Here is a 22,929-nt window from a genome sequence, read left to right as displayed (position 1 = left end):
ACCTGAATATCTCCTTCTTGACTATTTCGCCGTGCCGATGCCGCGCGGACCGCGGGACAACGACACCATTCCGGATTGAGCGATTTCGCGGATGCCGAACGGCTCCAGCACGCGTAGGAACGCCTCGATCTTGCCGCGGTCCCCGGTCGCCTCGATGGTCAGCGATTCCGGTGAGACGTCAATGACCTTGGCACGGAACAGGTTCACGGCTTCGATCACCTGACTGCGGCTACCTGCGTCGGCGCGCACCTTGATCATCGCCAGTTCGCGGGCTACCGAGTTGTCGTCGTCTTGCTCGATGATCTTGATGACGTTGATCAACTTGTTGAGCTGCTTGGTGATCTGCTCGAGCGGGGTCTCCTCCGCGGAGACCACGATGGTCATCCGGGACATGTCCTTCTGCTCGGTGGCGCCCACCGCCAGCGACTCGATGTTGAACCCGCGCCGGGAGAACAGCGCCGCGACCCGCGCGAGCACACCGGGCTTGTCTTCGACCAGCACCGACAACGTATGCGTCTTCGCACTCATCAGGCGTGCCCTTCGCTTTCGTCATCGAACAACGGACGGATACCGCGGGCGGCCTGAATCTCGTCGTTGCTGGTGCCGGCGGCCACCATGGGCCACACTTGCGCGTCGGCGCCGACGATGAAGTCGATCACTACCGGGCGGTCGTTGATGGCGCGCGCCTGGTTGATCACGTCGACGACGTCCTCTTCACGCTCGCAACGCAATCCGACGCAACCCAACGCCTCGGCCAGCTTCACGAAGTCCGGAATGCGGTGTGAGTGCGTGGCCAGGTCGGTCTGCGAGTAGCGCTCCTGGTAGAACAGGCTCTGCCACTGCCGCACCATGCCCAGGTTGCCGTTGTTGATCAGCGCCACCTTGATCGGCGCGCCTTCGATCGCGCAGGTAGCCAGCTCCTGGTTGGTCATCTGGAAGCAGCCGTCGCCGTCGATCGCCCAGACCTCCGCGTCCGGGCGAGCCATCTTGGCGCCCATGGCCGCCGGAATCGCGAAGCCCATGGTGCCCAGGCCGCCGGAGTTGAGCCAGGTGCGCGGTTTCTCGTAGGAAATGAACTGCGCCGCCCACATCTGGTGCTGGCCGACACCGGCGACATACACGGCGTCCGGACCGGCGATCTCGCCGAGCTTCTCGATCACGTATTCCGGGCTCAGGCTGCCGTCGCTCTGCGGACCGTAGCTCAGCGGGTAGGTGGACTGGACGCTGTGCAGATAAGCCCACCAGTCGGACATCTCGATGCTGCCGGGTATCTCGTGGTCTGGCAGCATCGCCAGGAGGTCGGTGATGACGGCCTTGACGTCGCCGACGATCGGCACGTCGGCGTGCCGATTCTTGCCGATCTCGGCCGGGTCGATATCGGCGTGGATGACCTTGGCCTCGGGCGCAAAGGAATCGAGCTTTCCGGTCACCCGGTCGTCGAAGCGGGTGCCCAGCGCGATCAGCAAGTCGCTGCGCTGCAGCGCCGCCACCGCGGCCACGCTGCCGTGCATGCCGGGCATGCCCAGGTTCTGCGGGTGGCTGTCCGGAAAGGCGCCGCGCGCCATCAGCGTGGTGACCACCGGGATGCCCGTCAGTTCGGCCAACTCCCGCAGTTGCTCGGTCGCCTCGCCTCGGATGACCCCACCGCCCACGTAAAGCACGGGTTTGCGCGCGGCCGCGATCAGCTTGGCGGCCTCACGGACCTGCCGGCTGTGCGGCTTTGTGTTCGGCTTGTAGCCGGGCAGATCCATCCGCGGCGGCCAGCTGAACGTGCACTGGCCCTGCAGCACGTCCTTGGGGATGTCGACCAGCACCGCGCCCGGGCGTCCGGAGGCTGCGATGTGGAAGGCCTCGGCCAGCACCCGGGGAATGTCGTCGCCGGAGCGGACCAGGAAGTTGTGCTTGGTGATGGGCATCGTGATGCCCGAGATGTCGGCTTCCTGGAAGGCATCGGTCCCGATCAGCCCGCGCCCCACCTGCCCGGTGATGGCGACGACCGGAATCGAGTCCATCTGCGCATCGGCCAGCGGTGTCACCAGATTGGTGGCGCCGGGGCCCGAAGTCGCCATGCAGACCCCGACCCTGCCGGTGGCGTGCGCGTATCCACTGGCGGCATGCCCGGCGCCCTGCTCATGGCGAACCAGCACGTGGCGAAGCTTTTTCGAGTCGAACAGCGGGTCATAAACCGGCAGCACGGCCCCGCCGGGAATCCCGAAGATGACCTCGACCTCGAGCTCCTCCAACGACCGGATCACCGATTGGGCACCGGTAAGTTGCTCCGGCGCAACACGTTTCGACGGGGCCGCATGCGGTTTCGCGGCGGGTTTGACAGCAGCCGCGGCGACGCTGGCCGCGTCATGCGGCGCCGGCTGTGTTGCCGGTGATTGTGGCTTGGTGGGTGCGCTCACTGTGTCCTCGCCCTCTTGGTCCCTTTATTCCCGCTTCGCTGTTGACGTCTCGTTGCTGCGCAAGAAAAAACCCCCGTCAGCTCATCGGCTGAACGAGGGTTGCGCGCTGGTGCTGGATCGCTTCAAATGCTGAAGGGCTAGTCAGGCACCAACGCGCTGACTAATTACTACAAGCATTCCGGGCTTTCCGGCGGTATCCATAGCGTTCGACGGTAGCCTTCGCACAGCTCAACAGTCAAATCCGGCGCCGCGGACCGTCAGCGCCAGCGCACACTCGGCACAGGTCGGCCGGCAGCCGGGCGGTGGAATGATGCGAGGGTGGTTACTGATTCCCCCGTGGTGATCAAGGTGTCGCCGATGGCACACCTGGCTGTCGGGTTCTTGACGCTGGGGTTGCTGATACCGGTGCTGGCCTGGCCGCTGTCCGCGCCGCTCCTCGTGATCCCGGTGCTGCTGTCGGCGTTGATCATCCGGCTACGCACCGTCGCCGATGATCACGGCATGACCGTGAGAACCCTGCTGGGGAGCCAGACGGTGCGCTGGGATGACATCGACGGGCTGCGCTTCCACCGAGGCTCCTGGGCGCGCGCCCGCCTCAAAACCGGTGCGGAACTGCGATTGCCGGCGGTTACCTTCGCGACGCTGCCGCTGCTGACCGAGGCCAGCTCGGGGCGAGTGCCCAATCCCTACCGATGAGCCGTCAGGCGATCGGATTAACGCCGTTGAGCAGCACCCACACCCCGATACCGGCGGCAATGCCGGCCAGCAGGGCTACGAACGACCCGATGAAGGGTCGATGGGCCCAACCCCGGCCGGCATCGAGCCCATAGCGGCCGGGTCCGGCCAGGATCACGGCGACCGCCATGACAATCAGGGTGATCTGGTATTCATGCCCATCCGGCAGGAAGTACGTATAAGTGTGCGAATGCGGGCGCGCCGAGATGGTGGCCAGCAGACCATTGATCAAAAACGCCAGCGCACCCGCCGCGGCCACCGGGGTAAACAATCCCAGCACCAGCAGCACACCGGCCGCGAGCTCGCCCCCCGCGCTCACATAGGCGAGGATGTCGGCGTGCTGGTAGCCGACGTCGGAGAGTGAGTTCTTGAAGCCGGTCACCCCCGAGCCGCCCCACCAGCCAAAGAGCTTCTGCAGACCGTGGGCGCTCAGCACGACCCCGAGCCCGACACGCAAAACGAGCAAACCCAGGTGCTGGGTGCCGCGCCGGCTGGCGGCGCGTACCCGGTCGTGGTCATCGTCCGCATCGATCTGGGCCGGCTCGGTGGCAGAGATCGGTGCCGCCTGGGCCGGCTGCTGCGGCTGAACGTACGGCAGGGGCTCCTGCTGGTCGAGCAGGTTGTATCCCGCGGCCCCGGGGCCACCCGCGGCGACGGGGTCGCTATACGGGATGACGGTGGTGGTGCCAAAGTCGCCCGGGTAAGCGACCGGCGTCAGGTCATCTTCGGGGTCGACCAAGCGCGCCGAGGCGGGGCGACCCGGGACTGGCTCCGGGGATTCGCCGGACCGGCTCCAATGTGCGTCATTCGATTGACTGGTCACGCGTGTCAGGGTAAGGGCAAATGGGCCTGAATTGGGGATTTGAGCGGCGCTTTCGCCAGGCAATCGGCGGTTCTACCGCCAAATCGGCCCAGATTGGCCCCAAATTGCCTCGCCGGCCCCTCCGAAGGACCGAAAAGGGGGACCGAAAAGCGCGCATGCACCGGGCCGCGTTTGCGGGGGCGGACACGGGCACGTATGTGGCGGCGGCGCCCGCCCTGTCCGTAGCCTGTCGGTCATGCGACTACGGCGATCTGTTCGGTGCGGGCTCGTCGCGCTCTGCGCGGCGGTGCTGGTCTCGAGCGGGTGCGCACGATTCAACGACGCCCAATCTCAGCCCTTCACCACCGAGCCGGAACTTCGGCCCCAGCCCAGCTCGACGCCTCCCCCGCCGCCGCCGCTGCCGCCCGCACCGTTCCCCAAGGCCTGCCCGGCCCCCGGCGTGATGCAGGGCTGCCTGGAGAGCACCAGCGGCCTGATCATGGGCACCGACAGCAAAACCGCGTTGGTCGCCGAACGCACCACCGGTGCCGTCAAGGAGATCTCCGTGAGTGCCGAGCCGAAGGTGAAGCTGGTCATCCCGGTCGACCCGTCCGGCGACGGTGGCTTGATGGACATCTTGCTGTCTCCCACGTATGAGCAAGACCGTCTGATGTACGCCTACATCAGCACGCCCACCGACAACCGGGTCATCCGCATAGCCGACGGCGACATCCCCAAGGACATCCTGACGGGGATCCCCAAGGGTGCCGTCGGCAACACCGGAGCGTTGATCTTCACCAGCCCCACCACCCTGCTCGTGATGACCGGCGACGCGGGCAACCCGGCCTTGGCCGCCGATCCGAAGTCGTTGGCCGGCAAGGTGCTGCGCATCGAGCAGCCGACGACCATCGGCCAGGCCCCCCCGACGACGGCGCTGTCCGGCGTCGGCTCCGGCGGCGGTCTGTGCATCGACCCCGTCGACGGCTCGCTGTATGTCGCCGACCGCACCCCGACGGCGGACCGGTTGCAGCGCATCACCAAGACCTCGGAGGTCTCCACGGTGTGGACGTGGCCGGACAAGCCGGGCGTGGCCGGGTGCGCGGCGATGGACGGGACCGTGCTGGTCAACTTGATCAACACCAAGCTCACGGTGGCGGTGCGGCTCGCGCCGTCGACGGGTGCGGTCACCGGTGAACCCGACGTCGTCCGTAAGGACACGCACGCCCACGCGTGGGCATTGCGGATGTCGCCGGACGGAAACGTATGGGGCGCAACCGTCAACAAGACGGCCGGGGATGCCGAGAAGCTCGACGACGTGGTGTTCCCGTTGTTCCCGCAGGGCGGCGGCTTCCCGCGGAACAACGACGACAAGACGTAGCGGGATTAGGGGCCGGGCTAGGGCACGTCGAGTGTGAACCTCACGACGCCGTACCGGCGCGCCGCGTCGCCACGTTCACGGTCGAAGAGCCGGTGTGCGGTCTCGTGGCCGGGATCGCCGTCGTCGACATCAAAATCGAGGTCAGAGAGGTAAAGCACGTCTTCGGAGGACTCGGGGGCCCATACGGCAACGGGCTCCAAAAGGTAGACGACATGATCGCCAACATCGCTCCGACTCACTGTCCTACCGATGAACCAGGCCAGCGCATCATCGAGAATCGGCATCCCCGCGGGGCCGGCGCGCCACGAACAGCGGTCGAATCTGTTGATCTGATCACCCGGTTGGCTGCTGAACAGCTCGGCCAGGACATGCTGGCGCTGCGCCAGCACGTGCACCGCCAGGTACTCGGCTTGGCTCCCCGTCGCGAAGGGATGGCTGCTCCTGGGCATACTGACCAGAAAGCTCGGGGGCCGCACGCTGGTTTGCGTGGCGAAGCTGACCAAACAACCCGTCGGTTGACCATCGACCTGGGTTGTCACCACGAAGACCGGGTAGTCCAGCATCGTCATCAAGTCATCGAACGATTCATCGACCACATAACCATCATGAACGCGCACGGCGTTTTCCGGCATCCTTCCGGGCGATCAGTCCGCTAGCCCTGACCGCAGGCGGCCAGGACGAGTTCGCGCACCCGGGCCGCATCAGCCTGTCCGCGGGTGGCCTTCATCACCGCACCGACGATCGCGCCCGCCGCGGCCACCTTGCCGCCGCGGATCTTCTCCGCGACATCGGGATTGGCGGCCAGCGCCTCGTCGACGGCGGCCTGCGTCACCGAGTCGTCACGCACCAGCGCCAATCCGCGCGCGGTCATCACCTGCTCCGGTTCGCCCTCCCCGGCCAGCACACCCTCGACGACTTGGCGGGCCAGCTTGGTGGACAGCTTGCCTTCGTCGACCAGTGCCACCACCGCGGCAACCTGGGCCGGAGTGATTGCCAGCTCGTCTAATCCGACATTCGCCTCGTTGGCCTTCTGCATCAGGAAGTTTCCCCACCAGGCACGTGCCTGTTCGCTGGAGGCGCCATGTCCGACAGTCTCGATGACCAATTCGACGGCGCCGGCGTTGACGAGGTCGCGCATGACCTCGTCGGAAATACCCCACTCCTGCTGAATCCGCTTGCGGCTCAACCACGGTAGCTCGGGGATGGTCTGCCGCAGCTGCTCGACCAGCTCGCGGCTGGGCGCGACGGGTTCCAGGTCGGGCTCGGGGAAATAACGGTAATCCTGGGCGGTCTCCTTGGCACGGCCCGGGCTGGTGTAGCCGGCCTCGTGAAAATGCCTGGTCTCCTGGGTGATCCGGCCGCCGGACGCCAGAACGGCGCCCTGGCGCTGCATTTCGTAACGCACGGCGACCTCGACACTCTTGAGCGAGTTGACGTTCTTGGTCTCGGTCCGGGTTCCGAACTCTGCCGTTCCGATCGGCTTCAGCGACACGTTGGTGTCACACCGCATCGAACCCTGATCCATCCGGACATCGGATACATCCAAGACGCGCAACAAGTCTCGCAATGCGGTGACGTAGGCCCGCGCGATTTGCGGCGCCTGGGCTCCGACTCCCACGATCGGTTTGGTGACGATTTCGATCAGAGGAACGCCGGCACGGTTGTAGTCGATCAGCGACGTCGTCGCGCCGTGGATGCGGCCCGTCTCGCTTCCCAGGTGGGTGAGCTTGCCGGTGTCTTCTTCCATGTGCGCCCGCTCGATCTCCACCCGCCAGGTGGTGCCATCTTCCAGCGGCGCATCGAGGTAGCCGTTGATGGCGATCGGCTCGTCGTACTGCGAAATTTGGTAATTCTTGGGCATGTCCGGGTAGAAGTAGTTCTTCCGGGCAAAACGACACCAAGGCACGATCTCGCAGTTCAGCGCCAGCCCGATCCGAATCGCCGACTCGACCGCGGCCTGGTTCAGCACCGGCAGCGAACCGGGCAACCCCAGACACACCGGGCACACCTGAGTGTTGGGTTCAGCCCCGAATGTGGTGGAGCAACCGCAGAACATCTTGGTAACGGTGGACAGCTCAACGTGCACCTCAAGGCCGAGCACCGGATCAAAGCGCGCGATGACGTCGTCGTAATCCAGCAGGTCAGCCCCGGCAGCAACACTCATGTCGTCGATCGTAGTGGTGATCGCGAGGGCGGCGAAGCCGGCCGCTGCGGGTCACCGCCTGGCAGCACCGTGGTGATCGCGAGGGCGGCGAAGCCGGCCGCTGCGGGTCGCTGATCAGGACCCGCGCGGCGACCGCGAGGCTTCCGGCCGGACGTCGCGCTGTACAAGCCTGCCCGGGAACATGTCAGCCAGCGCGGCCGCCATCTCCAGGTAGCTGCGCCTGCTTTCCTTGCTCAACCGATCCAGCTCGATGTGTCTACCCTCATGCACATGCCGATCGAACGGCAGCACCACCGTGGCGGCGACGTGAGCGGACAATTGCTCGAGTTCCTTGGCGGCGACACTATCCAACTTGGCCGCTTCGACGTGGTTTACCGCAAGCACCGTCAACTTCATCAATCGGCGATATCCGTTGTTGCACAACCAATCTAGCGTTGTCCTGGTCTTCCGGATCGCGTTGATCGAGGTGCTTGTCACCACGACAAGGGCCCGTGACTCCGGCAGAACAGCCTCCATCACCGCCGAATTGAGTGCCTTGGCGCAGTCCACCAATACCACCGAATAGTGGTTCCTCAGAATCGAAAACATTTTGACGACATGGTGCCGCTCCAGCCGCCAGTCGGTGTGCGCATAGTCCGGCAGACCGAGCACTTCCAGCCCGAAGCTGTTCATGTAGGTGTGCGCTCGCACATCCGAATACTGCGTGACCGCATAGTCGCGGAGGAGGTCGGCCATGCTCAGCGGGTTGCGTCGACCGTGTCGCTCCCCCAAGTCCCCGGCATCGATGTCGACGGCGATCGTCCGGTCGTGGCGCACGTCGGCGAAGGTCGAGCCGAGTGCCTCAACGACCGCGGTCTTGCCGACACCGCCTTTCAGGTTGAGGACAGCGATGGGAAATGCGCCGCCCACGACCGTGCGAATGCGATCCCGCAGGACCTTTTCGTATTTCGAGTCTTTGCCCGGACCGAGATCGATTCCGGTAACGCGATGGATCAGATCTCGCCAGCTAAACCTGGCGGAGCCGTCGTCGTCCTCCTCGACGAGGCCGTCGAGTGCCGTCCCACCGGGCAGCCGCTCGCGGTGGTACCGCGGCGGCGGCGGAGCCGGTCTGGGCGGCTGGTGCGCCGACGCGTCCTGGCGGTACGGCTGCGGCGCGGTGGCCGGCAGCGGGCCGGCGTTGCCGCGCCAATCGGGCGACGGCCCCTGATCGCCCGGCTGTCCCGGTGGCCCTGCCGCTGCGGGGTCTTGTCGCGGGGGCTGCTGAACGGCTCCGCGAACTGAACCGCGGTTGCTCATACCTCACGGTATAACCGGTTCGAACCGGCGGAAAACCACGACCATGGCGCCGACCTGGTCCGAGCCGGTCAGTGACGGCAAGTTCAGGCAGTCGTCAAGTCGTTGCCAACGGTTGTTTGCAAACCTGTCGGCTTAACCGAAGAATGCCGCGGCGTCGTCGTAGCGGCTCTCCGGCACCAGCTTGAGATGACGCGTCGCTTCAGCCAGCGATACCCGGCCGATGTCCTGCCCACGCAACGACACCATCTGGCCGTACTCGCCCGCGTGCGCGGCATCTGCCGCGTTGACGCCGAACCGGGTGGCCAGCACCCGGTCGTAGGCCGTCGGAGTCCCGCCCCGCTGGACGTGGCCCAGCACGGTCACCCGGACTTCCTTGTTGATCCGCTTCTCCACCTCGGCGCCCAGCTGCGCCGCCACCCCGGTGAAACGCTCGTGGCCGAACTCGTCAATTCCACCCTCTCGCAACGTTATTGAGCCCGCGATCGGTTTCGCACCTTCGGCAACCACGCAGATGAAGTGCGAATCTCCGCGTTGGAAGCGCCGCTTGACCAGTCGGCAGACCTCCTCGACATCGAAGGGCTGTTCGGGGATCAGCGTCATGTGCGCGCCGGACGCCAGCCCGGCGTTCAGGGCGATCCATCCGGCGTGCCTGCCCATCACCTCCACCAGCATCACCCGCTGGTGGGATTCGGCGGTGCTGTGCAACCGGTCGATCGCCTCGGTGGCTACCGTCAATGCGGTGTCGTGGCCGAAAGTCACGTCGGTGCAATCGATGTCGTTGTCGATGGTCTTCGGCACACCGACGACGGGAACGTTCTCCTCCGACAGCCAGTGCGCGGCCGTCAGGGTGCCTTCACCGCCGATGGGGATGAGCACGTCGATGCCGTTGTCGTCCAGTGTCTGCTTGATCTGGTCCAACCCGGCCTGCAGCTTGTCCGGATGCACCCGGGCGGTGCCCAGCATCGTCCCGCCCTTGGCCAGCAGCCGGTCGTTGCGGTCGTCGTTTTGCAGCTGCATACGCCGGTTCTCCAGCAAGCCGCGCCACCCGTCCTGGAACCCGACCACCGACGAGCCGTAACGGGCGTCGCAGGTGCGCACCACCGCCCGGATGACGGCGTTGAGACCAGGACAGTCACCGCCTCCCGTGAGAACTCCGATCCGCATGCCCTCATCTTGCCCTGTGGCTATGTCGGTCCGCGCGAGCAGACGCAGAATCGCCTCAAACGCGACGTTTCAGGGCGATTCTGCGTCTGCTCGTCGCCGAGACGTTACAGCGTCGGCGCCGGTGGCAGCGGCCCGCGGGCGGCCTCGTAGGCGGCGCCCACCCGGTAAAGGCGGTCGTCGGCCAATGCGGGCGCCATGATCTGGAGCCCGACCGGCAGGCCGTCGTCGGGGGACAGCCCCGACGGCACCGACATGCCGCAATGGCCGGCCAGGTTCAGCGGCAGCGTGCACAGGTCGAACAGGTACATGGCCAGCGGATCGTCGACCTTCTCGCCCAGCGGGAATGCGGTGGTTGGGGTCGCGGGCGACACCAGCACGTCGACGGATTTGTAGGCCTCGTCGAGGTCGCGGGCGATCAGCGTGCGCACCTTCTGCGCCTGGTTGTAGTAGGCGTCGTAGTAACCGGCCGAGAGCGCGTAGGCGCCGATCATGATGCGCCGCTTGACCTCCGGCCCGAATCCGGCGGCCCGGGTCAGCGCCATCACTTCCTCGGCGCTGCGGGTGCCGTCGTCACCGACCCGCAGGCCGTAGCGCATCGCGTCGAAGCGCGCCAGGTTGCTCGACACCTCCGACGGCAGGATCAGGTAGTAGGCGGCCAGCGCGTAATCGAAGTGCGGGCAATCGACCTCGCTGACCTCGGCGCCCAACGCGGTCAACTGCTCGACGGCAGCCTGAAACGACGCCAGCACTCCCGACTGGTAGCCCTCGCCGCGCAACTGCCGCACCACCCCGATGCGCAGGCCGCGCAAATCACCGGCCGCGCCGGCTTTGGCGGCGCCGACGACGTCGGGCACCTCGGCGTCCAAGGACGTGGAGTCGCGGGTGTCGTGCCCGGCGATAACCCGGTGCAGCAGTGCGGTATCCAGCACGGTGCGCGCACACGGCCCACCCTGATCCAGCGACGATGCGCAGGCCACCAGCCCGTAGCGGGACACCGTGCCGTAGGTGGGCTTGACCCCGACGGTCGCCGTCAGCGCGGCCGGCTGACGGATGGAGCCCCCGGTGTCCGATCCGATGGCCAGCGGCGCCTGGAACGCGGCCAGCGCCGCCGCGCTGCCGCCACCGGAACCACCGGGCACCCGGTCGAGGTTCCAGGGGTTGCGGGTGGGGCCGTAGGCAGAGTTCTCCGTCGACGATCCCATTGCGAACTCGTCCATGTTGGTTTTGCCCAGGATCGGGATGCCGGCGGCGCGCAACCGCACGGTGACGGTGGCGTCATAGGGGGAATGCCAGCCCTCGAGGATCTTTGACCCACAGGTGGTGGGCATGTCGACGGTCGTGAAGACGTCTTTGAGCGCCAGCGGGACCCCGGCCAGCGGCGACGGCAACCGCTCGCCCGCGGCCACCGCGTTGTCGACGGCGGCCGCTGCCGCCAGTGCCTCGTCGGCGGCCACGTGCAGGAAGGCTCGGTACCGGTCGTCGGTTGCCTCGATCTGGTCCAGGCAGGCCCGCGTGATCTCGGTCGACGAGAGCTCCTTGGCGGCGATCTGAGTGGCCAGCGTCGCGGCGTCGGATCGGACAATCTCGCTCACTCGCTGTCCCCCAGGATCTGGGGCACCGCGAAGCGGCCATCGACGGCTTCAGGCGCCTCGGCCAGCGCCTCTTGCTGCGTGAGGCAGGGAGTCATCTCGTCGGGGCGCGTGACGTTCACATCCTTGAGCGGGTTGTCGGTGGCTTCAACGCCGGTGACATCGACCGCCTGGACCTGGCTGACGTGGGTCAGGATGGCGTCGAGCTGTCCGGCGAAGCTGTCTAGCTCGGCATCGGTCAACGCCAGCCGGGCCAGCCGGGCCAGGTGCGCTACCTCGTCGCGGGAGATCTGGGACACGAGCGAAAAGCCTACCTAGCCCCGAACGTGAAGCTGGCTGCACGCTTGTCGGCCACTGTGAAGCTGGCTGCACGCTCGGCGTCCGGCCTGCGTTGTCAAGGCCACATTCGCCTGAAATGCCGTGTGCCCAGGGCTGTGCGACAGTGGGCGCGTGGCGTCGTATCTGTTGCGCATTGAGCTGGTCGACCGCCCGGGCAGCCTGGGCTCGCTGGCTGTCGCGCTCGGTTCAGTGGGCGCCGACATCCTGTCGCTCGATGTGGTGGAGCGCAGCAGGGGTCATGCGATCGACGACCTGGTGATCGAACTGCCCCCGGGGGCGATGCCCGACACCTTGATCACGGCGGCCGAGTCGCTCTCGGGCGTTCGGGTGGACAGCGTCCGTCCGCATACCGGCCTGCTGGAAGCGCATCGCGAGCTGGAACTTCTAGACCATGTGGCCGCTGCCGGCGACCGGGAGTCCAGGCTGCAGGTTCTGGTCGACGAGGCGCCCAGGGTTTTGCGGGTGAGCTGGTGCACCGTGTTGCGCAGCTCCGATTCGGAGCTGCAGCGCCTTGCCGCCAGTCCGGGCGCACCGGAGACTCGAGCGGTTTCGGCGCCGTGGCTGCCGATCGAGCAAGCGGCGGCGCTCGACGGTACCGCCGACTGGGTGCCGCAGGCCTGGCGCGATATGGACATCACGATGGTCGCGGCACCCCTGGGCGACTCGCACACGGCCGTGGTGCTGGGGCGTCCCGGCCCGGAGTTCCGGCCGTCGGAGGTGGCGCGCCTGGGCTATCTGGCCGGAATCGTGGCCACCATGCTGCGCTAGTGCGATCCCGAAGCCACCGCTGGGTCTACTGGGTCACCGTCCTCCCACAGCAATAGTTGGCGAACCGCCGGGCGCGGCCCGTAGGGCCGCAGCATTGTGCTGGCCGGACGCGGGCGCACCCGCTGGGGCCACCAGAACCAGCGTCCGAGAAGCGTTGCGACGGAAGGCGTCATGAAGGAACGCACGATCAGCGTGTCGAACAACAGTCCGAGCCCGATGGTGGTCCCTATCTGACCGAGCACTTGAAATCCGCTGAACACGAACGCGCACATCGTGATGGCGAAGACGAGGCCGGCGGAGGTGACCACCGAGCCGGAGCCCGCCATCGCGCGAATAATGCCGGTCTTGAGCCCGGCATGGATTTCTTCCCTGAACCGGGAAATCAACAGCAGGTTGTAATCGGATCCGACCGCCAGCAGCAGGATCACGGCCAACGCCAGCACAACCCAGTACAGCTGAATGCCGAACATGTACTGCCAAACCAGCACGGACAGCCCAAAGGAGGCCCCCAGCGAGAGAGCTACCGTGCCGACAATGACGAGCGCGGCGATCAGGCTTCGCGTGATGATCATCATGATCAGCAGGATGAGGCTAAGTGCGGCGAGTCCCACGATCATCAGGTCGTACTTGGCGCCGTCTTGGATGTCCTTGTACGTCGCCGCGGTGCCGCCAATATAGATCTGGGAGTCGGCCATCGGCGTGCCCTTCAAGGCCTCGTGCGCGGCCCTGGCGATCGGATCGATGTGTGAGATGCCTTGGGGGGTAGCGGGATCGCCCTCATGGGTGACGATCATGCGGGCGGCCTTGCCGTCGGGCGAGAGGAACAGTTTCAGCCCGCGCTTGAAATCGGGGTTGTCGAAGACCTCGGGCGGCAGGTAGAAGGTGTCGTCGTTCTTGGCGGCGTCAAAGGCTCGCCCCAGCGCCGTCGCGTTGTCGATCGCGGCCGCCGTCTGGGAGTAAATGCCGGACTGGGTGGCGTAGCTCGCCAACGTCAATTGGCGATTGATCTCCTGGCTGTCGATCTGTGGTGGTATCAGCGCCACCAGTTTCGGCTGCAGCGCGTCGAGTTTGTCCAGGGTGGCCGTGAGGTCTTCGAACTTCTCAGTCAGCTGGTCGATGCTGTCGAGCGTGTCGAAGGTCGACCGCAGCGCGAAGCAGACCGGGATGTCGTAGCAGTGCGGTTCCCAATAGAAATAGCTGCGAATCGGCCTGAAGAAGTCGTCGAAATTCGCGATCTTGTCGCGGACGTCTTTGATCGTCGCGATGGTGTCGTGAAAGCTTTGGGCCTCGCTGTGGGTGTCCGCGGCGAGCTGCTGCTGCAGCGTGTACTGCCGCTTCAAGATGTTGATCGTCTTCGCCAGCTCACCGGCCTGCCTTTGCAAGTCGTTCGCGCGATCCCGTTGGTATTGCAAGTTTTCCTGCTGGGCGGCGCTGGAATTGCTGACCACAAACGCGAGCGAGCTGTGGACGAGCGGCGTTCCCAATGGCCTGGTGATGGTCTGCACCTGGGCGACGCCGGGTACGTGAAACACCGCCTTGGCCACCCGGTCCAGGACGAGCATGTCGGCCGGGTTACGCATGTCATGATCCGTCTTGACCATGAGCAATTCGGGCTCCAGCCGGGCGCGCGAAAAATGCCGCTCGGCGGCGGCGTAACCGACGTTGGCCGGCGCGCTGGTCGGCATGTACGGGCGGGAGTCGTAACTCGTCTTGTATCCGGGCAATGCGAGCAGGCCCACGAGGGCCAAGGCGCATGCCGCTGCGAGGACGGGGCCGGGCCAGCGGACTATCGCCGTGCCGATCCGCCGCCACCCGCGGGTTCTCATCGCGCGCTTGGGATCGAAGACGCCCACCAAGGCGCCCAGGGTGAGGATCGCCGGACCCAGGGTAAGCGAGGCGAAAAGCGCAACGAGGATACCTATGGCGGCAGGAATTCCCAGGCTTTGGAAATACGGCAGCCGGGTAAAGCTCAGACAGGCCACCGCGCCGGCGACGGTCAGCCCAGAACCCAAGACTATGTGGGCCGTTCCGCGATACATGGTGTAGAAGGCGGTTTCCTTGTCCTCGCCCGCCCCACGCGCTTCTTGGTAGCGGCCGACGAAGAATATCGCGTAGTCCGTTCCAGCGGCGATCACCAGCAGCGTGAGCAGATTCGTAGCGTACGTCGATAACCCGATGACCCCCGCATTCCCGAGAAAGGCGACGATCCCCCTGGCGGCGGACATTTCGATAAGGACTGTCGCCAGCACGAGCAGTGTGGTGAGCACCGAGCGGTAAACGAAAAACAACATCAGCGCGACCACCCCGATGGTTATCGCGGTGACCTTTGCGGTCCCCTTGCTGCCGACGTCGAACTGATCGGAGATGAGCGGCGCCGCGCCGGTGACATAGGCCTTGACGCCGGGAGGCGGTTGCGTGTGCTCAACGATCTCGCGGACGGCGCGGACGGACTCGTTGGCCGGCGCAGAGCCTTGATTACCTGCGAGGAACACCTGAACATAGGCGGCCTTGCCGTCGGTGCTCTGCGATCCCGCCGCGGTCAGGGTGTCGCCCCAGAAGTCCTGAACGTGCTCGACGTGCTTCTTGTCCTGCTCGAGCTTGCGGACCATCGTGTCGTAGAAGCGGTGTGCGTCGCCGCCGAGCGGCTTGTCACCTTCCAGCACCACCATCGCCGAGCTGTCGGTGTCAAACTCATGAAACGCCTGACCGATGCGCTTGATCGCCTTGAGCGCCGGAGCGTCGGGCGAGTTCAGTGCGACATTGTGTGTTTTCCCAACCTCTTCCAGCTGCGGCACCGCAATGTTCGTGATGGCGGCCAGCGCCACCCAGAGCAGCAGGATCGGCAACGAAAGCCGGCGGATGGTGTGCGGTACGACAGACCGCTTGGGTTGGTCTTGGCTCATTTGGGGTTCATCCGGATTTGTCCAGGCAGAAGGTGTAGGCGTCGACCTTGTTGACGGTGCGTTCGTCTTTGACCTCACCGTTGACGGTGATGCGGCAGCCGAGCATGTCGCCGTTGCCTTGCGCGACGACGTTACCGACGACCGCGGGCTCCGTTGTGGTGATCGTGAACGACCAGGGCAGCGGGGCGTTTTTGACTTGCTGCGGCTGGGCGTTGACGTCCAGGTAGTTGATGGTTGCCACCGCGCCCGGTGCGCCAAAGACCTCGAGAACCACTTGTTTGGGGTTGAACGGGACGATCTCGTTGGAGAGGCCGCTATTGGCCGACGTCTTGTAGTGCGAGCCGAAGATTCCGTGCAGGCGATAGATGGCAAATCCCGCGATCCCGATCACGAGCACCGCGACTAACACCATCCAGCCCCGTTTGACGAGGGACGCAAGCGAAAACCGCTTCACCCGTTGGCCTTTCGATGCTCGGGCGATACGATCACCCGCGGGCTGAGACAGCTTCGTCCATGATCGCCGGCTTTGACAGTACGGTACTGAACCGTACTGCACAAGAGACGCGAACGTACACTTTTACCCGCTGGACCGGGTGAGGCCGGGGATGATGAAGTCGTCGACGAGAACCTGCACCGTGTGACGGGTCGGCGGCCGGCTGGGCATGATCGACCGGAAGATGAGGTACCCGGGCAACAGGTCCCAGAGCTCGTCGGTAATGGCGGCATCGGCGATCTCCCCCCGCTCGACGGCTTGTTGCAATACGTGCCGGATCAAGGCTTTGCGCTGATCGATGAATTGGTGCTGCATAGCGTCGTTGAGCGCAGGATGGCGCGACACCTCGACAAGCACCGCGCGGATGGTGCTCGCGTGCAGGTGGCCCTCCTGGCAGATCGTCTCCCCCAGCTGCAGCAGATCGCCGCGCAATGTGCCCGTATTCGGCGGGACCGCAACCTGACGGACACCTTCGATGAAGGCGGCCAACACCAATTCGGCTTTCGAGGGCCAACGCCGATACACCGTGGCCTTGCTGGCGCGGGCCGCACTGGCCACCGCGTCCACCGTCAACTGGTCATAGCCGTGTTCTTGCAGTAGCCGCAGGGTCACTGCCAGCAACTCGGCCTCGCGAGGCGACCACGGTGATGCCTGCGCGCACCTGTCGGCCGTCTGGGTCATAGCGCCCACCATAGAACTGCTACGGCACTGAGGCCCAGTACCGCACCGAACGTCAGTCCGCTGCGGTGTCCGGGGGCCCGTCGGCCAACAGCTTCCGGAAGCCGTCCTCGTCGAGGATCGGCACCCCCAGCTCCACCGCTTTGTCGTATTTGGAGCCCGGCGAATCGCCGGCGACGACATAGTCGGTCTTCTTCGACACCGAACCCGCGGCCTTGCCGCCGCGCGCCACAATCGCCTCCTTGGCGTTGTCGCGGGAAAAACCGGTGAGCGAACCGGTGACGACGATGGTCAGCCCTTCCAGCGTGCGCGGCACACTGGCGTCGCGTTCGTCGGCCATCCGCAGCCCGGCGGCTTGCCATTTGTCGACGATCGCCCGGTGCCAGTCCACGGTGAACCATTCGGTCAGCGCGGCGGCAATCGTCGGGCCCACGCCCTCCACCGCGGCCAGCTCCTCGGTGGATGCCGAGGTGATCGCGTCCAGGCTGCCGAATTCGGTGGCCAGGGCGCGGGCGGCCGTCGGTCCGACATGCCGGATCGACAGCGCCACCAGCACCCGCCATAGCGGTGCGGCCTTGGCTTTGTCCAGGTTGGCCAGCAGCCGCTTGCCGTTGGCCGACAGCGCCCCGCTCTTGGTGGTGAACAGCTCGGTGCGCAACAGGTCGTCCTCGGTGAGGGAGAACAGGTCTCCCTCGTCGCCGATCACCCCGGCCTGCAGCAGCGCGATGGCGGCCTCATAGCCCAGCGCCTCGATGTCGAATGCGCCGCGACCGGCGACGTGAAACACCCGCTCCCGCAACTGCGCCGGGCACGACCGCGCATTGGGACAGCGGATGTCGGCGTCGCCTTCCTTGGCCGGAGCCAGCTCAGTGCCGCACTCGGGACAGTGTGTGGGCATCACGAATTCGCGTTCGGAGCCGTCGCGCAGGTCGACGATTGGGCCCAGCACTTCGGGAATCACGTCGCCCGCCTTGCGGATGACCACGGTGTCGCCGATCAGCACTCCCTTGCGCTTGACCTCAGCGGCGTTGTGCAGCGTGGCCAGGCCCACCGTCGAACCGGCGACCTTCACCGGTGTCATGAACGCGAACGGTGTGACGCGCCCGGTCCTGCCGACGTTGACGCGGATGTCAAGGAGCTCGGTTTGCACCTCCTGCGGCGGGTATTTGTAAGCGATCGCCCACCGCGGGGCCCGCGAGGTGGACCCCAGCCTGCGCTGCAGCGCCACATCATCGACTTTGACTACGACACCGTCGATCTCGTGATCCACGTCGTGGCGGTGCTCACCCCAGTAGCTGATGCGCTCATGCGCGCCGGCCACGTCTTCAACCCGAGTGGTGTGTTCGGAGATTGGCAGGCCCCAGGCGCCCAGCGCCAGATAGGCGTCGTGCAGGGTCGCGGGTCGAAATCCTTCGGTGTATCCCACCCCGTGGCAGATCATCCGGAGTTTGCGGCGTGCGGTGACCGCCGGATCCTTCTGCCGAAGTGATCCCGCGGCGCTGTTGCGCGGGTTGGCGAAGGGCGTCTTGCCATCTTCGACGAGCGCGGCATTGAGCGCCTCGAAGTCGGCGAGTCGGAAGAACACCTCGCCGCGGACCTCGAGAACATCGGGTACTGGATAGCGCTGGCTTGCCGTCAGCCGTTCGGGGACATCGTCGATGGTGCGGGCGTTGAGCGTAACGTCCTCGCCGGTGCGGCCGTCGCCGCGGGTCGCGGCCCGGACCAGCCGACCATCGCGATAGACCAGAGCCAACGCGACACCGTCGATCTTGAGCTCACACAGATAAGGAACGTCGTTTCCGACCTCGCCGCGGATGCGAGTCGCCCAGAGATCGAATTCCTCGGCGCTGAACACGTTGTCGAGGCTGAGCATCCGCTCCAGGTGCTCGGCCTCGGTGAAATCGGTGGCGAAGCCGGCACCGCCGACGAGTTGAGTCGGCGAATCGGGCGTGCGCAGTTCCGGATACTTCTCCTCGAGGGCTTCCAGCCGCCGCAGCAGCTGGTCGAACTCCGCGTCGGAAATGATCGGCGCGTCGCGCACGTAGTAACGGAACTGGTGTTCGCGCACCTCGTCGGCCAGTTCACGCCATTGCCGCCGAATGTCGGCTGGGACGGGGTCAGCGTCTGGCGAACTCACCCTCGCAGGCTATCGAAGGGCGCCGACACCACCGGCTCTAGATCGCGTCCGGATCCTCCGCGAACGCTTCGGCGGCCTTGCGGGCGAGCCCGGTCGCGGTGCGGGCCCATTGCGGTGTCGCTGCCGCCAGACCACATGCCGGGGTGACGCCGACGCGGTCGCGCAAGGCCGAGCGGGCGAATCCGAGTCGGTCGGTGACCCCGACGATCGCAGCGGCCACTTCTTCGGCGGACGGCGGCTTTTCCGGAGTTGTCGCCGGGACTGCGCCCAGCACGACGGTGCGACCCGACTCGACGAATGCGGCGATGCCATCCAGGTCGGCCGCCCGCAGCTTGCCGGTATCCACCGATAGCGCATGAATAGTGCTGCGCTGCAACAGGTTCCACGGTGGATCCGAGGCGCAGCTGTGCAGCAGCACGTCGGCGCCCGCGGCGTCGGCACAAACGTCGAGCAGCGCCTGTGCCACCGTCTCGTCGAGCGCGGCGACCGGGCTCAGCGCGCTCACCCCGGTCAGCCGTCCGCCCAACGCGGTCGGCAGCCACGGCTCGTCGAACTGCACCACCACCGGGGTCTCGAGTCGTCGGGCCAGCGCCGCGCGGTGCGCGGCAACGCCTTCGGCCAGCGACGCCGCCAGGTCGCGCACGGCACCGGAGTCGGTGATCGCCCGGTGGCCGTTGGCCAGCTCGAGCCCGGCCGCCAAGGAAATCGGTCCAGGAGCCTGCACCTTGACCGCGCGCCCGGCACCGCGCAGCCCGGCCGTCTCCCAGGCCTCTTCCAGCGCGTCCATGTCCTCGTCGAGGAGGCTGACCGCCCGGCGCGTCACCGCGCCGGGACGCGCGGCAATGCGGTAGCCGCGCGGCACCGTGTCGATGGCCACGTCGATGAGCAGCGCGCCCGCCCGCCCAAGCATGTCAGCGCCGACTCCCCTGGCCGGCAGCTCGACGATGTGGGCGAGCGCGCCGGCCAACTCGCCTACAACGATCTCGGCGGCCTCCCGCGGAGCTGTGCCGGGCCACGATCCGACGCCGCTGGCCTTCGCGAAAGCATGCCCGAAAACACTCACCTCGCAACCGTATTCGACGTCACATCGCCCTTGGGTCGCCAGGGGTGTTTTTGGGCGGGGCCGCTGCGGGTAGGTTCGAGCCGAGAAGGGTGCAAATGGTGTGGCACATGGGGACATTCAGGCGGCCGCTGCTGTGGTGTGGCGCGGTGCTGCTGACCGCCGCGTGTACCCGGGTGGTGGGCGGCACGGCCGTGCGCGGATTCGGCCCCGCCGCCAGGGGTGTCCACGGCGTCAACGTGGACACGATCCTGCTGGACCAGTCGCGGATGCGCGCGATCACCGGCGCCGGCGAGCACCTGACGATCATCCCCTCCATGGACGGCAACCGCCCGGTGGACATCGACGCCCTCGCCGATACCACCCCGCAGGAATGCCGGTTCATCTATGCCGAGACGGCCACGTTCGGACCGGATATCGAAGAGTTCCACAAGACCACCTTCCAGGACCCGCCCGATGGCGCTTTGATCTCTGAGGGCGCCGCGGCCTATCGCGATGTCGACACCGCCCGGCGCGCCTTCGGCGCCCTGGTGACCACCGTCGGGGACTGTGCGGGCGGCTCGGCCGGTCAGCAGTTCGTGGGCGACTGGAATGCGAACACCAACACGCTGCACCTGGGGCCCGGGGGCTGCGGCCGCGACTACCGCGTCCTGTCGGTAGCCATGCTGGAAGTCACCTTCTGCGGATTTCCGCAGTCGGTGTCCGACATCGTGATGACGAACATCGCTTCCAACGTCCCGGGCTAGCGCCGCGTGTCGGCGATGGTGGCGCTGCCGAGCACCTCGTCGCCGTCCGGGTCCGGGCGGTACAGCGCCAGCGTCTGGCCAGGCGCCACACCGCGCAGTGGGGTGCACAACCGCACGACCAGCTCGTCGCCGATCAGTTCGGCTCTAGCGCTGACCGCTTCACCGTGTGCCCGCACCTGAACCGCGCACTCGATCGGACCCGACGGTGCGGCGCCCGCGGTGAACACCGGCGCCCGTCCAACCAGCGCATGCACGTCGAGGTCGGCGGCCTCGCCCACCCGAACGGTCGCCGTTTGGGCATCGATTTCCGTCACGTAGCGCGGGCGGCCGTCGGGTCCTGGCCCGGCAATGCCGAGGCCCTTGCGCTGCCCGATGGTGAAACCGTGCACCCCTTCATGGGTGGTCAACACCGCGCCGTCCGCGGTGACGACGGCGCCGGGGCGCACGCCGATCCGCTCCCCCAGAAAGGCTCGGGTGTCTCCGGACGGGATGAAGCAGATGTCGTGGCTGTCCGGCTTGTCGGCGACGGCCAGGCCGCGACGGGCAGCCTCGGCACGAATCTGCGGCTTGGGGGTGTCCCCGACCGGAAACGCCGCTTGGCGCAACTGCTCGGCGGTCAGCACGGCCAGCACGTAGGACTGATCCTTGTCCCGGTCGACGGCACGGCGCAGCCGCCCACCGGACAGCCTGGCGTAGTGACCGGTGACCACCGTGTCGAAGCCCAGCGCGACGGCTTTCGCGGATAATGCCGAGAACTTGATCCACTGGTTGCACCGGACGCATGGGTTCGGCGTTTCCCCGCGGGCATACGACGACACGAAATCGTCGATCACGTCCGATTTGAACTTCTCCGCGAAATCCCAGACATAGAAAGGGATTCCGAGCACATCGGCGACGCGGCGCGCGTCCGAGGCGTCTTCTTTCGAGCAGCAGCCCCGCGAGCCGGTGCGCAACGTGCCGGGCGCCGAAGACAGCGCCAGGTGCACACCGACCACGTCGTGCCCGGCATCGACCATGCGTGCGGCGGCGACCGACGAGTCGACTCCGCCACTCATCGCGGCGAGGACTTTCACCTAGGAGCCCCCGCAGCGGCCAGCGCGGCCCGACGAGCGCGGTCCACCGCCCCGGGCAGCACCCGCAACACCGCTTCGACGTCGGCGTCAACACTGGTGTGCCCCAGGGAGAGTCGCAACGATCCCCGGGCGCTGGCCGGGTCGACGCCCATCGCGATCAGCACATGCGACGGTTGCGCGACACCGGCGGTGCAGGCCGATCCGGTCGAGCACTCGATTCCGTTGGCGTCCAACAACATCAACAGCGCATCGCCTTCGCAGCCGCGGAACGTGAAGTGCGCGTTGCCGGGAAGTCGCAAGGGATCGCGGGCGCCGTTGAGGCTGACGTCTTCGATGTCGGCCAGTACCCCCTCGACCAGGCGATCCCGCAGCACCCGCACCCGCGCGCTGTTGGACTCGAGCCCGTCCACCGCGATTCGGGCCGCCGTCGCCATCCCGACGGCCCCGGCGACATCGGGAGTGCCGGAGCGAATGTCGCGTTCCTGCCCGCCACCGTGCGACAGCGGTACACAGGTGACGTCGCGACGCAGCAGCAACGCGCCCACGGCCGGCGGACCGCCGAACTTGTGCGCGGCCACGCTCATCGCCGACAGCCCGCTGGCGGCGAAGTCGACGGGCAACTGCCCTACTGCCTGAACGGCGTCGCTGTGCATCGGAACTCCGAATTCGGCCGCGACCGCGGCCAGCTCGGCGGCCGGCATGACGGTGCCGACCTCGTTGTTGGCCCACATCACCGACACCAGCGCCACGTCGTCGTGGCTCTCCAGCGCCTCGCGCAGCGCGGCCACCGACACCGAGCCGTCGGCAGCGGTGGGCAGCCAGGTCACCTGGGCGCCTTCGTGTTCCACGAGCCAGTTCACCGAGTCCAGCACGGCGTGGTGTTCGACCTCACTGGTGACGATGCGCCGGTGACGCGGGTCGGCGTCGTGGCGGGCCCAATAGATGCCCTTGATGGCGACGTTGTCGCTCTCGGTGCCGCCCGCGGTGAAGATCACCTCTGACGGGCGCGCACCGAGCTTGTCCGCGATCAGCTCGCGGGATTCCTCGATCCGCCGCCGCGCCGTCCGGCCGCTGGTGTGCAGCGATGAGGCGTTGCCGACGGTGCCGAGCACAGCCGTCATCGCCTCGACGGCGGCGGGGTGCATCGGGGTGGTGGCGGCGTGATCCAGGTAGAACATGACGCGCCCCACGATACC

20 protein-coding genes are annotated in these 22,929 nt (G+C 66.6%); 4 read left to right on the top strand and 16 right to left on the bottom strand.

The window, feature by feature from the left end; genetic code table 11:
- Positions 1-21: 21 nt before the first annotated feature.
- Positions 22-528, bottom strand: a complete 507-nt coding sequence (ilvN, locus tag ACLP4W_RS31080; protein WP_442391570.1) for an acetolactate synthase small subunit — start codon at positions 526-528, stop codon at positions 22-24.
- Complete coding sequence (locus ACLP4W_RS31075; protein WP_442391568.1) at positions 528-2,408, bottom strand: acetolactate synthase large subunit; 1,881 nt, start codon at positions 2,406-2,408, stop codon at positions 528-530. Before ACLP4W_RS31075 ends, ilvN begins: the two co-directional genes overlap by 1 nt.
- 357 nt (positions 2,409-2,765) lie before the next feature.
- Between ACLP4W_RS31075 and ACLP4W_RS31070 the strand changes: the two genes are divergently transcribed.
- On the top strand, positions 2,766-3,104 hold the full coding sequence (locus ACLP4W_RS31070) for a PH domain-containing protein (RefSeq protein ID WP_442391566.1): 339 nt from the start codon (positions 2,766-2,768) through the stop codon (positions 3,102-3,104).
- A gap of 4 nt (positions 3,105-3,108) precedes the next feature.
- On the opposite strand, the gene ACLP4W_RS31065 is transcribed toward ACLP4W_RS31070, so the two are convergent.
- Positions 3,109-3,966, bottom strand: a complete 858-nt coding sequence (locus ACLP4W_RS31065; RefSeq protein ID WP_442391564.1) for a DoxX family protein — start codon at positions 3,964-3,966, stop codon at positions 3,109-3,111.
- Positions 3,967-4,201: 235 nt separating this feature from the next.
- Here ACLP4W_RS31065 and ACLP4W_RS31060 point away from each other — a divergent pair, with 235 nt between their 5' ends.
- On the top strand, positions 4,202-5,323 hold the full coding sequence (locus tag ACLP4W_RS31060) for a PQQ-dependent sugar dehydrogenase (RefSeq protein WP_442391562.1): 1,122 nt from the start codon (positions 4,202-4,204) through the stop codon (positions 5,321-5,323).
- Between the two features lie 17 nt (positions 5,324-5,340).
- Here the strand turns inward: ACLP4W_RS31060 and ACLP4W_RS31055 are convergent, their stop codons facing one another.
- The 6 genes from ACLP4W_RS31055 to gatC all read right to left on the bottom strand — a co-directional run bounded on the left by ACLP4W_RS31055 (position 5,341) and on the right by gatC (position 11,835).
- The gene (locus ACLP4W_RS31055) at positions 5,341-5,955 is read right to left on the bottom strand and encodes a flavin reductase family protein (protein ID WP_442391560.1); all 615 of its coding nucleotides are present in this window, start codon (positions 5,953-5,955) and stop codon (positions 5,341-5,343) included.
- A 20-nt stretch (positions 5,956-5,975) separates the two neighbouring features.
- Positions 5,976-7,487 (bottom strand): Asp-tRNA(Asn)/Glu-tRNA(Gln) amidotransferase subunit GatB, encoded by a 1,512-nt coding sequence (gene gatB, locus ACLP4W_RS31050; RefSeq protein ID WP_442391558.1) that lies wholly within the window; start codon positions 7,485-7,487, stop codon positions 5,976-5,978.
- A gap of 114 nt (positions 7,488-7,601) precedes the next feature.
- Positions 7,602-8,783, bottom strand: coding sequence for a MinD/ParA family ATP-binding protein (locus tag ACLP4W_RS31045; protein WP_442391555.1), 1,182 nt, complete (start codon positions 8,781-8,783; stop codon positions 7,602-7,604).
- Positions 8,784-8,915: 132 nt separating this feature from the next.
- A complete protein-coding gene (locus ACLP4W_RS31040; RefSeq protein ID WP_442391553.1) occupies positions 8,916-9,947 on the bottom strand; it encodes an ATP-dependent 6-phosphofructokinase in 1,032 nt (343 codons plus the stop codon).
- A gap of 104 nt (positions 9,948-10,051) precedes the next feature.
- Complete coding sequence (gene gatA / locus ACLP4W_RS31035; RefSeq protein ID WP_442391551.1) at positions 10,052-11,539, bottom strand: Asp-tRNA(Asn)/Glu-tRNA(Gln) amidotransferase subunit GatA; 1,488 nt, start codon at positions 11,537-11,539, stop codon at positions 10,052-10,054.
- Positions 11,536-11,835 carry an Asp-tRNA(Asn)/Glu-tRNA(Gln) amidotransferase subunit GatC gene (gene gatC / locus ACLP4W_RS31030; RefSeq protein ID WP_442391549.1) on the bottom strand — a complete coding sequence of 100 codons (300 nt, stop codon included), beginning with the start codon at positions 11,833-11,835 and terminating at the stop codon, positions 11,536-11,538. Before gatC ends, gatA begins: the two co-directional genes overlap by 4 nt.
- Before the next feature lie 151 nt (positions 11,836-11,986).
- On the opposite strand from gatC, the gene ACLP4W_RS31025 reads away from it, so the two are divergent.
- Positions 11,987-12,643, top strand: a complete 657-nt coding sequence (locus tag ACLP4W_RS31025) for an amino acid-binding protein (protein WP_442391547.1) — start codon at positions 11,987-11,989, stop codon at positions 12,641-12,643.
- Here ACLP4W_RS31025 and ACLP4W_RS31020 read toward each other — a convergent pair.
- The 5 genes from ACLP4W_RS31020 to ACLP4W_RS31000 all read right to left on the bottom strand — a co-directional run bounded on the left by ACLP4W_RS31020 (position 12,640) and on the right by ACLP4W_RS31000 (position 19,917).
- The gene (locus ACLP4W_RS31020; RefSeq protein ID WP_442391545.1) at positions 12,640-15,546 is read right to left on the bottom strand and encodes an MMPL/RND family transporter; all 2,907 of its coding nucleotides are present in this window, start codon (positions 15,544-15,546) and stop codon (positions 12,640-12,642) included. The genes ACLP4W_RS31025 and ACLP4W_RS31020 overlap by 4 nt on opposite strands.
- Before the next feature lie 7 nt (positions 15,547-15,553).
- Positions 15,554-15,958 (bottom strand): MmpS family transport accessory protein, encoded by a 405-nt coding sequence (locus ACLP4W_RS31015; RefSeq protein ID WP_442391612.1) that lies wholly within the window; start codon positions 15,956-15,958, stop codon positions 15,554-15,556.
- A 165-nt stretch (positions 15,959-16,123) separates the two neighbouring features.
- Positions 16,124-16,732, bottom strand: coding sequence for a TetR/AcrR family transcriptional regulator (locus tag ACLP4W_RS31010; RefSeq protein ID WP_442391543.1), 609 nt, complete (start codon positions 16,730-16,732; stop codon positions 16,124-16,126).
- Between the two features lie 40 nt (positions 16,733-16,772).
- A complete protein-coding gene (ligA, locus tag ACLP4W_RS31005) occupies positions 16,773-18,854 on the bottom strand; it encodes an NAD-dependent DNA ligase LigA (protein WP_442391541.1) in 2,082 nt (693 codons plus the stop codon).
- A gap of 37 nt (positions 18,855-18,891) precedes the next feature.
- Entirely contained in the window at positions 18,892-19,917 is a 1,026-nt protein-coding gene (locus tag ACLP4W_RS31000) for a methionine synthase (protein ID WP_442391539.1), read from the bottom strand.
- A 107-nt stretch (positions 19,918-20,024) separates the two neighbouring features.
- Here ACLP4W_RS31000 and ACLP4W_RS30995 point away from each other — a divergent pair, with 107 nt between their 5' ends.
- Positions 20,025-20,660 carry a sensor domain-containing protein gene (locus ACLP4W_RS30995; protein WP_442391538.1) on the top strand — a complete coding sequence of 212 codons (636 nt, stop codon included), beginning with the start codon at positions 20,025-20,027 and terminating at the stop codon, positions 20,658-20,660.
- Here the strand turns inward: ACLP4W_RS30995 and mnmA are convergent.
- Complete coding sequence (gene mnmA, locus ACLP4W_RS30990; protein ID WP_442391536.1) at positions 20,657-21,733, bottom strand: tRNA 2-thiouridine(34) synthase MnmA; 1,077 nt, start codon at positions 21,731-21,733, stop codon at positions 20,657-20,659. The genes ACLP4W_RS30995 and mnmA overlap by 4 nt on opposite strands.
- Positions 21,730-22,911: a cysteine desulfurase family protein gene (locus ACLP4W_RS30985; protein ID WP_442391534.1), complete on the bottom strand. Its 1,182-nt coding sequence runs from the start codon at positions 22,909-22,911 to the stop codon at positions 21,730-21,732. The genes mnmA and ACLP4W_RS30985 overlap by 4 nt, the downstream gene beginning before the upstream one ends.
- Positions 22,912-22,929 lie beyond the last annotated feature (18 nt).

The organism is Mycobacterium sp. (genome assembly GCF_052145595.1).
Classification (GTDB): domain Bacteria; phylum Actinomycetota; class Actinomycetes; order Mycobacteriales; family Mycobacteriaceae; genus Mycobacterium.
The sequence above is the reverse complement of the archived record's forward strand: the minus strand, read 5'-3'. Positions and strand labels throughout refer to the sequence as shown.

Bases quoted from the DNA above. Each gene is read 5' to 3' on its own strand.
- ilvN (WP_442391570.1), bottom strand. From the start codon at position 528: ATGAGTGCGAAGACGCATACGTTGTCGGTGCTGGTCGAAGACAAGCCC.
- ACLP4W_RS31070 (WP_442391566.1), top strand. From the start codon at position 2,766: ATGGCACACCTGGCTGTCGGGTTCTTGACGCTGGGGTTGCTGATACCG.
- ACLP4W_RS31060 (WP_442391562.1), top strand. From the start codon at position 4,202: ATGCGACTACGGCGATCTGTTCGGTGCGGGCTCGTCGCGCTCTGCGCG.
- ACLP4W_RS31055 (WP_442391560.1), bottom strand. From the start codon at position 5,955: ATGCCGGAAAACGCCGTGCGCGTTCATGATGGTTATGTGGTCGATGAA.
- gatB (WP_442391558.1), bottom strand. From the start codon at position 7,487: ATGAGTGTTGCTGCCGGGGCTGACCTGCTGGATTACGACGACGTCATC.
- ACLP4W_RS31045 (WP_442391555.1), bottom strand. From the start codon at position 8,783: ATGAGCAACCGCGGTTCAGTTCGCGGAGCCGTTCAGCAGCCCCCGCGA.
- ACLP4W_RS31040 (WP_442391553.1), bottom strand. From the start codon at position 9,947: ATGCGGATCGGAGTTCTCACGGGAGGCGGTGACTGTCCTGGTCTCAAC.
- ACLP4W_RS31020 (WP_442391545.1), bottom strand. From the start codon at position 15,546: ATGAGCCAAGACCAACCCAAGCGGTCTGTCGTACCGCACACCATCCGC.
- ACLP4W_RS31015 (WP_442391612.1), bottom strand. From the start codon at position 15,958: ATGGTGTTAGTCGCGGTGCTCGTGATCGGGATCGCGGGATTTGCCATC.
- ACLP4W_RS31010 (WP_442391543.1), bottom strand. From the start codon at position 16,732: ATGGTGGGCGCTATGACCCAGACGGCCGACAGGTGCGCGCAGGCATCA.
- ACLP4W_RS30995 (WP_442391538.1), top strand. From the start codon at position 20,025: ATGGGGACATTCAGGCGGCCGCTGCTGTGGTGTGGCGCGGTGCTGCTG.
- ACLP4W_RS30985 (WP_442391534.1), bottom strand. From the start codon at position 22,911: ATGTTCTACCTGGATCACGCCGCCACCACCCCGATGCACCCCGCCGCC.